General features: G+C 33.1%; 10 protein-coding genes. 5 read left to right on the plus strand and 5 right to left on the minus strand.

What is annotated here, in order from left to right; translation table 11 throughout:
* Positions 1-34 precede the first annotated feature (34 nt).
* A complete protein-coding gene (locus ACN0TY_RS02830; RefSeq protein ID WP_417443286.1) occupies positions 35-1,234 on the minus strand; it encodes an NlpC/P60 family protein in 1,200 nt (399 codons plus the stop codon).
* Positions 1,235-1,463: 229 nt separating this feature from the next.
* Positions 1,464-3,878 carry a TonB-dependent receptor domain-containing protein gene (locus tag ACN0TY_RS02835; protein ID WP_417443287.1) on the minus strand — a complete coding sequence of 805 codons (2,415 nt, stop codon included), beginning with the start codon at positions 3,876-3,878 and terminating at the stop codon, positions 1,464-1,466.
* 172 nt (positions 3,879-4,050) lie between these two features.
* Between ACN0TY_RS02835 and lepA the strand changes: the two genes are divergently transcribed.
* Positions 4,051-5,847 carry a translation elongation factor 4 gene (lepA, locus tag ACN0TY_RS02840; RefSeq protein WP_236957533.1) on the plus strand — a complete coding sequence of 599 codons (1,797 nt, stop codon included), beginning with the start codon at positions 4,051-4,053 and terminating at the stop codon, positions 5,845-5,847.
* Positions 5,848-5,898: 51 nt separating this feature from the next.
* Here lepA and ACN0TY_RS02845 read toward each other — a convergent pair whose 3' ends face one another.
* From ACN0TY_RS02845 to ACN0TY_RS02855, 3 genes are all read right to left on the minus strand, one after another.
* The gene (locus tag ACN0TY_RS02845; protein ID WP_417443288.1) at positions 5,899-6,168 is read right to left on the minus strand and encodes a hypothetical protein; all 270 of its coding nucleotides are present in this window, start codon (positions 6,166-6,168) and stop codon (positions 5,899-5,901) included.
* Positions 6,169-6,257: 89 nt separating this feature from the next.
* Positions 6,258-6,806 (minus strand): hypothetical protein, encoded by a 549-nt coding sequence (locus tag ACN0TY_RS02850; protein WP_417443289.1) that lies wholly within the window; start codon positions 6,804-6,806, stop codon positions 6,258-6,260.
* A gap of 3 nt (positions 6,807-6,809) precedes the next feature.
* Positions 6,810-8,687 (minus strand): cation:proton antiporter, encoded by a 1,878-nt coding sequence (locus tag ACN0TY_RS02855; RefSeq protein WP_236957536.1) that lies wholly within the window; start codon positions 8,685-8,687, stop codon positions 6,810-6,812.
* A gap of 137 nt (positions 8,688-8,824) precedes the next feature.
* Between ACN0TY_RS02855 and ACN0TY_RS02860 the strand changes: the two genes are divergently transcribed.
* From ACN0TY_RS02860 to rnpA, 4 genes are all read left to right on the plus strand, one after another.
* Positions 8,825-9,682, plus strand: a complete 858-nt coding sequence (locus ACN0TY_RS02860) for an MBL fold metallo-hydrolase (RefSeq protein ID WP_417443290.1) — start codon at positions 8,825-8,827, stop codon at positions 9,680-9,682.
* A 14-nt stretch (positions 9,683-9,696) separates the two neighbouring features.
* Complete coding sequence (locus ACN0TY_RS02865; protein ID WP_236958054.1) at positions 9,697-11,328, plus strand: S8 family serine peptidase; 1,632 nt, start codon at positions 9,697-9,699, stop codon at positions 11,326-11,328.
* A 152-nt stretch (positions 11,329-11,480) separates the two neighbouring features.
* Positions 11,481-13,367 (plus strand): M1 family metallopeptidase, encoded by a 1,887-nt coding sequence (locus tag ACN0TY_RS02870; protein ID WP_236957538.1) that lies wholly within the window; start codon positions 11,481-11,483, stop codon positions 13,365-13,367.
* A 124-nt stretch (positions 13,368-13,491) separates the two neighbouring features.
* Entirely contained in the window at positions 13,492-13,866 is a 375-nt protein-coding gene (rnpA, locus tag ACN0TY_RS02875) for a ribonuclease P protein component (RefSeq protein WP_417443291.1), read from the plus strand.
* Positions 13,867-13,872: the final 6 nt, after the last annotated feature.

Genomic DNA, 13,872 nt, shown 5'->3' on the forward strand with positions numbered 1-13,872 from the left:
CAATGCTTAAAGCAGTTATATATTTAAAATATCCTTAGAAAATATCTTTCTTATCTAAGTAAAGAAGTCCTTTAGAATCTTCGTTTAAAATACGTTTTGTTCTTAAGTAACGATTGTAATTATACGCATCATAATTATCAGCATTTTTATCCATACTACTAATATGCACACGACCAGCAGAATGAATAAACTCATTATTTCCAATCCACATTCCTACATGAATAATACGTTCTTTAGAAGTTTCCGTTGCCCTTTTTCCAAAGAAAAGTAAATCTCCAGGAATCAGTTTATCAAAATCTTTAGTATCGTCTATTAAAACCCCTTCGTTAATCTGCTGCGAAGCATCTCTAGGAATTACCATTCCGTTTAAAAAATAAACGGTTTTCGTAAACCCACTACAATCTACTCCTTTAGCAGACGTTCCTCCCCATAAATAAGGTAATCCCATAAGCGACTTTGATGTAGCCACCAAACTCTCTTTGGTATGTGCTAAAGAACTTAACCACTCTTTATACGGCTTCGCCTCTTCCTTTATAAGGTATGCAATTCTTCCATCAGGATATTCAACCTCATAAAAAGCACCTTTATCTGCTACAAGCTTTAAAATATTACCCGCAACAAGATCAGAAACTACTTGCGAGCTCTTATCTGCTTCTGTGAAAGAACTTCCAGATGTTTCTGTATATATTATTTTTTCTGACGCCTTCCATGCTTCAAACTCTTCATTATTCATTGGAGCAACACCGCCATAATCTACCCAGGCAATATATTTATCTGGAGTTTGAATTAAATACCAACTCCCTTTCTTATCAAGAATATTTACTGGCATTCCAAGAGTTCCTTGCGTTACCAATTCTGCAGAATGTTTAGGATTTCCTCTTAAATTTGCTGCTGAAATTTTTAAAACTCCTTTTGTTTTACCTTCTAATTCTTCAGCAGGTAAAATCTTTATACTGTCTATAAAACTAATATTCTCGGCCTCAAGTTCCTTCTGAAAAGCACTTACAGCGTCTGGAAGATTAGAATTCCCCTTTACCACATAACCATCTTTAGTAGCAACAGCTTCAACATCAAAAAGAGCTACACGTTTATCTGGCGCAAATTCTTCCTTTACAGATGTAATTATCGGATCTACTTTATTATCTGCAGCTTCCTTTTTTGAAGCTTGCTCACAAGAAATAAATACTGCTGAAACTCCTAAAAGTAAAAGTGCATTTCTTTTTATAAAATTCATAACTAAAATTATTTAGAATTCCACTGAGGGGATTTGTTATTCAATTGAAAATGATAAATTAACGTAGTATTTTTCAACCACTTTTTGTAATTCTGAAAATAAAGTTCGAAAATACAAAATCAACACCCTTGGAGCAAGTCTCCTCGTTATCTATTTTATAATATTTAACCATTCGAAATAAACAAGAGAACTTAATCCATTAATTCATAAAGTAGCAATAGAAGTGTTATTAAAATTCAGCCTCTTCATTTAAGCGCTCTTCTTCTTTAAAATCTATATTTCTCTTATTATCTGCAAGTCTAAAGTTTCCAAACTTATAAATAAAACCAAGACTAAAAGTTCTCTTCTCTGGCTTTGCAAGGTATCCGTTATCTTGATTTAAATAGCGCGAAGTAAATGGAACATTAAAAGTATTAAAGACATCGCTTAAATTCATATTTAAACTAGCTCTCCCGTTCCATAATTTTTTTCTTAGTCCGATGTTTGTCTTAAATCTATCCTTCATTAAATAACTCCCATTATAAAACCTAGAAACATACTCCAAGTATAAATCTGCAGAAAGCGATCTGTCTTTAGATATAGTAAAAGAATTGTATAATTGCCCGAAGTAGCCTACCGTATTTTTTGTTTGCCTAACATCATTACTTTCTCTAGCTATAAATTCAATTTCATAGAAAAATCCAGACATATACGTACTCAAATACCACCATTTGGTTACAGATCTATAATGAACAAAATCAATACTGTATTGATATGATTCTTCAACATTAAAAATAGAATTATAAAGTATCTGATCTTCATTTCGCTGAAAAGTAAGATTCGTTAGATCATTTTTTTCTTGCTGATAATAAATTTCAAAAATGTAATTCCCATTAAATGTATAATCAAATCCTATTTTACTTTCTATGGAAGGTTTTAAAAATGGATTCCCAGCCACAAAATTATTTTCATTTATATAATATCTAAATGGATTTAAACTTTGGTAACGAGGTCTCTCAATAGCCCTTTTATAGCTTACTCCAACTTGGTGCTTTTCTGAAATTTGATGCTGTAAACTAAACGTTGGGAATAACTCAAAATAATCCTGCTTATTAACTTCACCTAAAACAATAGAATTACCTATTGCAGTTGTATATTCGCCTCGTAAACCAGCCACCAAAGACCATTTACCCCAATCGCGATTCATATTAACATAAGAAGCCCAAATATCTTCATCGTAACTAAAGTTATCATCAGTAGAAAAATCTGGCATATAATCTCCAGAAAAAACAACCCTACTATTGCTACTAATATTAGAGTATTTAGCTCCAAATTCTATATTACTTTGCCACAAAGAGGCTGTATAATCTAGCTGTCCAGTAAAAATGTTATTTTTCTGTCTTGATTCTGTATCAAATGCATTTGTATAATCGTATGCGTTATTTGCATCGTAATAATCGGTTTCCAAAACTTGCTGTTCCTCATCATCATAATAAACAAAATTTGTTTGGATACTTAAATTTGCTCCGTTATCGCCTATTTCTCGATTGTAAGTAGCATTTAGGGCAATATTTGTATTGTCGTTCTCTAAATTACTATCTGTAATAAAGCTACCCTCTTTTATCTCTTCAGTAGAAAAAATATTGGTATCTACAGTATTATCTATGCTTTTATTTGGGCTATAAGAAATATTAGAAGTAAAGCTCAACGTATTTTTATCGTCTAGAGTAAAGTCAAAAATCGTATTGAAATTATGTGCTTTAGAGCGGGTTGTTTTATAAAGTGAAGTTTCCCATTCATCGCTTGGGGTATTCCCATCAAAGAAATTTACATAGCTGTCACTTCGTTTATAATCTTTCCTTGGGCTATAGGAATAACCTGCATAGAGATCCAAGAAATTATTTTTATAATAATGACTAGTTCCAAGCAAATATTTAGGGAAAATTGCTTGCTCAAAAGTTCCGTTTACGGCTCCTTTATATCCAATAGAAATATTCTTAGAAGTTATAATATTTAGTACGGCGCCACCTTCCGCATCGTATTTTGCAGATGGATTAGAAATCACTTCTATCGATGCAATATTCTCTCCCGAAAAATTCCCTAAAAGGTCTTTTAGCTCATTTGCAGCTAAGTAAACCTTCTTGTCGTTTATATAAACCGTAGTTTTTAAGTTCTTTACTGAAATCTCATCATTTATAGAAATCACCCCAGGTGTTCGTTGAAGGATTTCAAATGTATTCATTGAAGAGAGCGTAGAGTTTTCAACTTCAAAAACAAGCTTCCCTCCCTTTTTATGTAACTTAGGTCGCTGTTGTGTTACTGTGACGCCATCTAAACTTTCTATGTTTTCCTTCAGAATAATGGTTCCTAAATTAAAATTGCTGTCTAGTGTAATTTCTCTATAAACACTATCGTAACCAATGTAAGATGTCTTAATAAAATAAGTTCCTGGATCAATATTATTTAAAGCAAAATATCCATTGCTTTCTGTAGAAGTTCCAGCAATAGATGTAGAATCTGAATGCTTGAGAAGCATTATGTTTACATAAGATAAGGGCGTCTTGTCCACATCTTCTACAATCCCTTCAATCTTATAATCTTGAGAGAAAATAAAATGGACTGTAAAAGACAGAATTAAAAGAAGTCTATATCTACAAATAGGCATATTTAGGTAAATTTAGGGAGATAAATATAGCTTTTTTTTCATTCATTGCTACTTTCAGCTCCTATATTTACATCATCGTAGGTATAATCTTTCTAATAATACTCAATATCTTATTTAGGCGTGTTAAAATAGTTTATATTTGCTGATTGAAAATTTGCATTGATATACGGCTATGAAGCACATAAGAAACTTTTGTATAATCGCTCATATTGACCACGGAAAAAGTACGTTGGCAGATAGATTATTGGATTTTACCGGATCGGTTACTGAGCGAGAAAAAAAAGCACAACTTTTAGATAGTATGGATTTGGAGCGTGAACGTGGGATAACCATTAAAAGCCACGCTATCCAGATGGAATATATCTATAAAGGGGAAGAATACATTTTAAATCTTATTGATACTCCTGGACACGTAGATTTCTCTTATGAAGTTTCGCGTTCTATCGCTGCCTGTGAAGGAGCATTGCTTGTTGTAGATGCTGCTCAAAGTATCCAAGCACAAACAATTTCTAACTTATATTTAGCTTTAGAGAACGATCTTGAGATTATCCCTGTACTCAATAAAGTGGATCTTCCGAGTGCAAATCCTGAAGAAGTTACTGATGATATCGTAGATTTATTAGGTTGTGATGCTTCTGAAGTAATTCCTGCAAGTGCAAAAACAGGAATTGGAATCGAAGAAATACTTTCTGCTATTATTGAAAGAATTCCTGCGCCAAAAGGAAATCCAGACGAACCATTACAAGCTTTAATTTTTGACTCTGTATATAACCCATTTAGAGGAGTTGAAACTTATTTTAGAGTTATTAATGGAGAGATTTCTAAAGGACAAAAAATAAAATTTTTAGCTACTGGAAAGACGTATGATGCTGATGAAGTAGGAACCTTAAAACTTATTCAACACCCAAGAAAAGTTGTTAAAACTGGAGACGTTGGATATTTAATAACAGGAATTAAAGACGCTAGAGAAGTTAAAGTTGGAGATACGATTACAGATGCTGTAAATCCAACTCAGAATATGATTGCAGGTTTTGAGAATGTAAAACCTATGGTATTTGCGGGGGTTTATCCTGTAGATACAGAAGATTATGAAGAGCTTAGAAGTGCAATGGAAAAGCTTCAATTAAATGATGCTTCTTTAGTTTTTACTCCTGAAAGTTCTGCTGCACTTGGTTTTGGTTTCCGTTGTGGGTTCTTAGGAATGCTTCACTTGGAAATTATTCAAGAGCGTTTAGAGCGTGAGTTTGACATGACGGTTATTACTACGGTACCAAACGTTAGTTACCATGCTTACACTAAGAAAAATCCAGATGAAAAGATAATATTAAACAATCCTTCTGATCTTCCTGATCCTTCTAGTATCGATCGTGTTGAAGAACCTTATATTAAAGCAACAATTATTACTAAAGCCGATTTTGTTGGTCCTGTAATGTCATTGTGTATAGAAAAAAGAGGGATTATTACCAATCAAACTTATTTAACGCCTGAGCGTGTTGAACTTTCATTTGATATGCCATTAGCAGAAATTGTTTTTGATTTCTATGATCGCTTAAAAACAGTATCTAAAGGATATGCTTCTTTTGATTATTCGCCTATTGGAATGCGCGAATCTAAATTAGTAAGAGTAGATGTTCTTTTAAATGCAAATTCTGTAGATGCGCTTTCTGCATTAATCCATGCCGATAATGCTTATAATATCGGTAAGAAAATGGTAGAGAAATTAAAAGAATTAATTCCAAGACAGCAATTTGATATTCCTATTCAAGCGGCAATTGGAGCTAAGATTATTTCTAGAGAAACGGTAAAAGCATTAAGAAAAGATGTAACTGCAAAGTGTTACGGAGGAGATATTTCTCGTAAAAGAAAACTTTTAGAGAAACAGAAAAAAGGTAAAAAACGAATGCGTCAAGTAGGGAATGTAGAAATCCCTCAACAAGCATTTATGGCTGTATTAAAGCTAAATGATTAAATAAAAAAAGGCTGTCTAAAGTAGACAGCCTTTTTTATGCTTTTTCTCTATTTATTCTTCCGAACCTAAGAAATCGAAATCAAATTCTCCTGCTGAACATAGTGCATCTGCAACCGTTTCAAAACTTTCTCCTTCGAGGTCAACCTCTTGAGATTCTCCGCCAGCAATAATACTTAATGTCCCGTTACCGTTATTACGAATTACAACTTCTTGTCCTAAGAAATTACATTCCCTTTCATTACTTGCTCCATCATCATCATTAGAACATGCAGTTAAACTTAGGGCAAGAAAACATACGCATACGTAGATTAATTTTTTCATATTTTAAATATATTTAAAGATTATTTACTATAAATATATGTAAAATAAACCATATGTGGTTAAATCATAAAAAACTTTCAGTAATAGCTTTAGACACGTTCTATATAATAATCTCCACTCTTGTCTACAATAAGTTCATAATCAAAAAAGGTTTCTTTAGTGGGATTGTAAAAAACTACAGAAAATACAACTCGATCATCTACAGAAGCAATTTCATTAAGTTGAAAAGATTGCATCTGCGCATTTTTTAAAAACTCATCTTTATCATTTATAAAAGTGTCTCTTTCGATTCGCTTTTTAAAAATAAGCTTCTCATCATAGCAAATAGATACATCTGAATGAAACTGCTTATAATCAGTTTTATTTAATACGCCTCTTCCTGTCTTTTCTAACTTCAGAATTTTATCATTTGTAGAATGGTAAAGAGAACTCACCACAAAATTAGTAGTCAAAATAGTATCGGTAGCAACTTCTACATAACCAGAAGGTATCTGCTTACTTTCTATATCTGTTGTGGAAGTATATGAGTTTCCAAACAACTTATTCCCTTTGTTGCGTAAGCGCGTTTGATCGCATCCCGAAAGCCATAAGACTGCCGCAAATAAGAGGAATACTTTTAAAAACATATTAGATTTCATAGTCTAACGGTTTTCGCTTACTTTCTCTTCTTCAGGTTTACTACTTTTTACATCCATCACATCTTTAGGCTTTCCTAAATACACCAATTTATCATCTTCTTGGATTTCTCTTTCTTTGGTGTAAGAAGCTATAATATGTAGATTTCCTTTTCCGTCTTTTATAAAGATTGGAATAGCATCTTTTTCTTTATTAAGCATTTCAATCTCTTCAAAGAAATGTTGTTTAGATGTAATATTAACTTCATTAATCTTAGGATAATCTCTTGCAACTTCACTTAAATTAATAAAGTCATCTTTTCTAGAGAATAGTAATTCTACCATCTCTAAGTGGTCACTCTTCATTTCATCAGTAGTAATTAAACGGAAAGCTCCGTTCTCTCCCAACTGGTCTCTAAAGCGCTCGATGGCATGTTTATTTACCTCTTCACTTCCTGTAAGTGCCATTAAATATCCAATATCGTTAAGCTCTATATTATTAGCTAAATCATCAGAAAAAATATTAGCTTCCTCTGCATCTAGATCCATTCCTCGAGCTCTTTCTATATTCTCCTTATTGCTATCTATAAGCACTACATGACGACCATTTTTCTGTAAATATTTAGCAATAATTCTAGAAACATTCGAAGCACCAACAATCAAAATCCCTGTAGATTCTTTTAAGAAAACTCCAGATATTTTTGCAAACATTCTTGCCGTTGTTGCATTAAGAAGTACCGTTCCTAAAACAATCATAAATACTAATGGTGTAATATATTCTGCTCCTGGCTCTCCTTCCAATACCAATCGATTTCCAAAAAGAGATGCGATTCCTGCCGCAACAATACCACGAGGTCCCACCCAACTTATAAATGCCTTTTCATTAATTTTTAATCCAGAGCCAATGGTACTTAAAAGAACCCCAATTGGTCTTATTAAGAAAACTACACAAACAAAAAGTATTAATGTATTCCAATTATAAATCAATTCTAAGTCTTGCATATTGATATTTGCAGACAGAAGAATAAAGAGAATTGAAATAAGAAGTACACTTAATGATTCTTTAAAATATAGTAATTCTTTGATGTTCGGGAGGTCTATATTTCCTAATACCATTCCCATTACCACAACAGAAAGTAACCCGGACTCATGAGCAAATTGTTCTGATAACACATAAACACCCAATACAAATGAAAGTGAAACTACATTCATTAAAAAATGTGGGATTGCATTCTTTTTAATAGCAAAATACAATGCATAGGCAAAAGAAAATCCTATGGAAAATCCAACAACTACTGTTTTTCCAAATTCTATAAATGCTTGTTGTGTATATTCTGATCCTTGTCCTATGGATATAAATTCAAATACCAAAACCGCAGCAACAGCTCCAATTGGGTCTATTAAAATTCCTTCCCATTTTAATACTGCTGAAATATCTTTTTTAAGTGGGATATTTCTTAATATTGGCGTAATTACTGTAGGTCCAGTAACGATTATTAATGCAGAAAACAAGAAAGATACTGGCCAACTAAGACCAAATAAAAAGTGAGAAGCTATACCTCCTCCAAGAAAAGTAACAATGGCTCCAACCGTAATTAATTTAAAAATTACGGGTCCTACGGTTAAAACTTCATTCTTTTTTAATGTTAATCCCCCTTCAAAAAGAATCACACTAATGGCGAGTGACACAAAATGAAATAAGGATTCCCCTGGAAACAACCCTTTTTTTAATTGTGGATTCCAAATAGGTTCTATAAGCTTAGTCCCATCTTCCGTAAATAATGTAGAAAAAGGCCCTACGAACATCCCAATAAGGATAAGCGGTAGGATTGCAGGGATCTTAAATCTCCAAGCTACCCATTGGGCAATGATACCCAAAATCACAATTCCAGCAAGTTCTATCATATATTATTTTTGATTGATAAGCGAATATAGTTTCTAAAAAGTATAAAAATGTTAAAAAACATTTAATAAAACAAGTGTTTCTAATGATTGTTATTCCCTTTTCTTAATTTGCGAAGCTTTATAACTATAGTATTTACATGAAATTATATACAATTGAAACAGGAAATTTTAAATTAGACGGAGGAGCAATGTTTGGCGTTGTCCCAAAATCGATTTGGAATAAAACAAATCCTGCCGATAATAATAACATGATAGATATTGCCGCAAGGTCTTTATTAATCGAAGATGGCGACAAACTCATCCTTATAGATACAGGCTTAGGAAATAAGCAATCTGATAAGTTTTTTGGGTATTATTTCCTATGGGGAAATGATAATCTAGACGATTCATTAAAGAAACATGGCTTCCACCGAGATGATATTACAGATGTATTTTTAACACATCTACATTTTGATCATTGTGGAGGATGTATTCAGCTAAATAAAGAAAAAGGCATTTATGAGCCTGCGTTTAAAAATGCACGCTTTTGGAGTAATGAAGATCATTGGCAGTGGGCTACAAAACCTAATGCCCGCGAAAAAGCTTCCTTTTTAAAAGAAAATATCCTGCCTATTCAAGAAAGTGGTCAGTTACATTTTCTTCCAGTCCCTGAAAATGGATTATTAAAAAATACCGACCTTGGTTTCGATGTCCTTTATGTAAACGGCCATACCGATAAACAGATGATTCCTATCATTAAATACAAAGGAAAAACACTTGTTTTTATGGCAGATTTATTGCCTACAGTAGGTCATATTCCGCTACCATTTGTAATGGGTTATGATACTAGGCCTTTATTAACTCTAGAAGAGAAAAAGAACTTTTTAGACATCGCTGTAGATAATAACTATCACTTGTTATTAGAGCACGATGCCCATAACGAAGTATGTACACTTCAGCAAACAGAAAAAGGAGTACGTTTAGAAAACACCTTTGCATTCAACGAATTATTTTAACTAAAAACCGAATGATGACAATTAAAAAATCTGTTGCATATTGCGCAATTGCAACAACTTTACTAGTAGGATGTGGATCTCCTGCCATTTTATTAACTCCTGAAGAAAATATAGATGCAACGCCACTAAAAGTTACTGAATTAACAGATTCACAGCTTAAACACTGGGGTCACGATGATTTATTATCGGATACCATTCCTGGAATGAGTGTGGATAAAGCATACACTGAAATATTCAACAAAATAAAAGAGCTTACACCAACTACTGTAATTGTAGGGGTTTTAGATTCTGGTGTAGATATTGAGCATCCAGATCTTAAAAATGTAATCTGGACAAATGAAGATGAGATTGCTGGAAATGGAATCGATGATGATAAAAATGGTTTCGTAGATGATATTCATGGATGGAACTTTTTGGGAGAAGCTAATAATGAGCAATTAGAGTTTGTACGTATTTTAGCTAAAGGTGATGATGGTTCTGAGACTTATAAAAAAGCAGCTGCAGAATATGAAGAAAAATACCAAGAGGCAGTTCAGAATAAAACACGTTATGAGCAGATTTTAAACTCGGTAACGCAGGCGGATGAAATGCTACAAAAAGAGCTTGGTAAAGAAACATATACAAAAGAAGATTTAGCAACGATCAAGTCTGAAGATCCTAAAGTACAACAAGCAGTTGCTGCAATGACGCAAATGTTTACTTTTGGAGAGGATGTTCCTGCTCTTAAAAAAGATCTTAAAGACGGAATTGAGTACTTCACAGACCAATTAAACTATAACCTTAATAAAGATTTTGATGGAAGATCTATTGTTGGAGATAATCCAGATGACCTTACTGATATTGGTTATGGAAACAACGATGTTATTGGAGATAAAGACCATGCAAAACACGGAACTCACGTTTCAGGAATTATTGCTGCAGAACGTAACAACAATGTAGGAATGGATGGTGTTGCAGATCACGTTAAAATAATGGCTGTAAGAACTGTTCCTAACGGAGATGAGTATGATAAAGATGTAGCGCTTGCTATTCGTTATGCTGTAGATAATGGGGCTAAAGTAATCAACGGAAGTTTTGGTAAATACTATTCTCCTCATAAAGAATGGGTTTGGGATGCTATAAAATATGCAGCTTCTAAAGATGTTCTTATAATTAAAGCGGCAGGAAATGAATCGTTAGATTTAGATGAAAACAATGTTTACCCTAATGATAATGAAAACAATACTGCAGAAATAGCTGATAACTTCTTAACAGTTGGAGCTTTAAATTACACTTACGGACCAGAAATGGTAGCTACTTTCTCTAACTTCGGAAAAGATAATGTAGATGTTTTTGCTCCTGGAACTAAAATTTGGTCTACAACGCCAAATAACGGTTATGAGTTTTTACAAGGAACTTCAATGGCTGCTCCTGCTGTTGCTGGTGTTGCTGCTTTAATTAGAGCTTATTATCCTAAGCTTAAAGCGGAAGAAGTAAAACAGATTATTATGCAATCTGGACTTACCTCAACTACAAATGTTATTTTAGGAGGAAATCCAAACTATAAAAAACCTTTTACAGAAGCTTCTAAATCAGGGAAAATGGTGAATTTATACAATGCCATGATTCTTGCTGATAAAGTTGCTAATGGAAAAGCTAAATTATAATTCATTAAAGAAAGTAATTTAATTACAAACCATGTCTTAATTGAGTGTAGCTGAAATTTAAGGTTTCTAGAAAAGCTATATTTTTTAACTACACTCAAAAAAGGCAGATTAAATTTCTTTTAAAATACACTAAACTCAAAACACAAACATATATGAAACGAAGATTTATCACTGCTTTAGGTTTAAGTGTTGCAATGCTTTCTCAAACATTTGCTACCACTACACCTAACAACAGTACAAAGTCTGAAACGACGCAACCTAGTCCATCTACATATTGGCAACAACATGTTGACTATAAAATGGATGTTGATATGGATGTTAAGACTTTTCAATATACTGGAACACAAGAATTAAAGTATACAAATAATTCTCCAGACACTTTAAAAACTGTCTTTTACCATTTATTTTTTAATGCTTTCCAACCAGAAAGCGAAATGGATGTTAGAAGTAGAACTATAAAAGATCCAGACAGAAGAGTTGGTGATAGAATTAGTAAACTATCTCCTTCAGAAATAGGATATTTAAAAGTAAGTAGCTTAAAGCAAGATGGAACTGCAATTAAATACAATGAAGAGGGAACTATTCTTGAAGTTACACTAAACAAGCCTATTCTTCCTGGACAAACTGTTAAGTTTGATATGGAATTTAACGGTCAGGTGCCAAAACAAATCAGAAGAAGCGGACGTGATAATGCAGAAGGTGTTGCACTTTCTATGACGCAATGGTATCCTAAATTAGCTGAATATGATTTCGAAGGATGGCATGCAGATCCATATATTGGACGTGAATTCCAAGGAGTATGGGGAGATTTTGATGTAAAACTTACATTAGATAAAGACTATGTTGTTGGAGGAACAGGATACATCCAAAACCCTGAAGAAGTTGGTCATGGTTATCTTCCTGAAGGAACAAAGCAGAAAAAAGTAAAAGGAAAAACACTAACATGGCATTTTGTTGCGCCAAAGGTGCATGATTTTGCTTGGGCTGCAGATCCAGAATATATTCATGATACGTTGGAAACTCCTAGTGGAACAACACTTCATTTCTTCTACAAAGACAATGAAGAAATCAAAGAAAACTGGAAAAACTTACAGCCTAAAGCAGCTGAAATGTTAGATTTTTTCAATAAAAACGTAGGTAAATATCCTTACAAACAATACTCCATAATTCAAGGTGGAGACGGTGGTATGGAATATGCTATGTGTACACTAATTACTGGAGAACGTAAATTTGGTAGCCTTGTTGGAGTTACTGCACATGAGTTTGCTCATTCTTGGTTTCAACATGTTCTTGCTTCAAACGAGTCTAAAAACGAATGGATGGATGAAGGATTTACTTCTTTTATTTCTGATTTATGTATGAATCAAGTAATGGGAGAGAACAAAGCTAATCCTTTTGAAGGTGCTTATAAAGGATATATTTCTTTAGCAAATTCTGGATTCGAGCAACCACAAACTACACACGCAGATAGATATGCATACAACCAAGCTTATAGTATTTCTGCTTACAGCAAAGGAGAGGTATTTTTAGCGCAGTTAGGATATATTATTGGTCAGGATAACGTTATGAAAACGCTTCGTAAATATTACAACGATTTCAAGTTTAAGCACCCTACACCAAATGATATCATGCGTACTGCTGAAAAAGTTTCAGGAATGCAATTAGATTGGTATTTAACAGATTGGACAAAAACCACTAATACTATCGACTACGGAATAAAAAGTGTTACTGAAGAAGGTGGTAAAACAACTATCGAAATGGAGCGCATCGGATTAATGCCAATGCCTATAGATGTAATGGTTTTATTTAAAGATGGTTCTGCTAAGTATTTCTATGCTCCATTAAGAATGATGCATGGTGAGAAAGCAAATCCTTTTAAAGGTGTTGAAAGAACTGTATTGCCAGATTGGCCATGGGCTTTCCCAACGTATAGCTTTACAATCGATACTCCAAAAAGTGAAATTATTGGAGTTGCTATAGATCCTTCTGGATTGATGGCAGATGTTAAAAGAGAAAACAACGAATACCAAGCAAATTAATTGCTTTAAAGATATTTATCTAGACAACATATAAGTCTTTTTAAAAAAATCAGACTTACATATCTAAAAGAAAAGGCTTTTTAAATAAAGCCTTTTCTTATTTTTACACCCAATTAATTATTATATGGATCAGTCGTTCCCAACAAAAGAAAAGCTTAAAAGCGCTATACTTGTTAGTAAATTATTTACTGAAGGGAGTTCTGTATCTAAATATCCTATCCGTTTGGTTTTTATGAAACTTGCCGATGAAGATGTAAAAATAAAAGCAGGGGTTTCTGCTTCTAAACGTTCTTTTAAAAAGGCTGTAGATAGAAATCGAATTAAAAGACTCATGCGGGAGGCTTACCGACTTAATAAACATTTGTTTTTTGATACTATTGAAGAAGGTACTTACGGGTTTATGTTTTTATACACCGGAAAAGAAATGCCTACATTTGAAAAACTAAATACTGTGATGCAAAAAATTCATCAGCGGTTTGAAGGGCATTTAAAACAGTAATTTTCT

It is taken from the genome of Joostella sp., assembly GCF_048266025.1.
GTDB lineage: Bacteria > Bacteroidota > Bacteroidia > Flavobacteriales > Flavobacteriaceae > Galbibacter > Galbibacter atrarenae.

Excerpts from the sequence above, each read along its gene's own strand:
- ACN0TY_RS02830 (WP_417443286.1), bottom strand. The coding sequence starts at position 1,234 with ATGAATTTTATAAAAAGAAATGCACTTTTACTTTTAGGAGTTTCAGCA.
- ACN0TY_RS02835 (WP_417443287.1), bottom strand. The coding sequence starts at position 3,878 with ATGCCTATTTGTAGATATAGACTTCTTTTAATTCTGTCTTTTACAGTC.
- lepA (WP_236957533.1), top strand. The coding sequence starts at position 4,051 with ATGAAGCACATAAGAAACTTTTGTATAATCGCTCATATTGACCACGGA.
- ACN0TY_RS02845 (WP_417443288.1), bottom strand. The coding sequence starts at position 6,168 with ATGAAAAAATTAATCTACGTATGCGTATGTTTTCTTGCCCTAAGTTTA.
- ACN0TY_RS02850 (WP_417443289.1), bottom strand. The coding sequence starts at position 6,806 with ATGAAATCTAATATGTTTTTAAAAGTATTCCTCTTATTTGCGGCAGTC.
- ACN0TY_RS02855 (WP_236957536.1), bottom strand. The coding sequence starts at position 8,687 with ATGATAGAACTTGCTGGAATTGTGATTTTGGGTATCATTGCCCAATGG.
- ACN0TY_RS02860 (WP_417443290.1), top strand. The coding sequence starts at position 8,825 with ATGAAATTATATACAATTGAAACAGGAAATTTTAAATTAGACGGAGGA.
- ACN0TY_RS02865 (WP_236958054.1), top strand. The coding sequence starts at position 9,697 with ATGACAATTAAAAAATCTGTTGCATATTGCGCAATTGCAACAACTTTA.
- ACN0TY_RS02870 (WP_236957538.1), top strand. The coding sequence starts at position 11,481 with ATGAAACGAAGATTTATCACTGCTTTAGGTTTAAGTGTTGCAATGCTT.
- rnpA (WP_417443291.1), top strand. The coding sequence starts at position 13,492 with ATGGATCAGTCGTTCCCAACAAAAGAAAAGCTTAAAAGCGCTATACTT.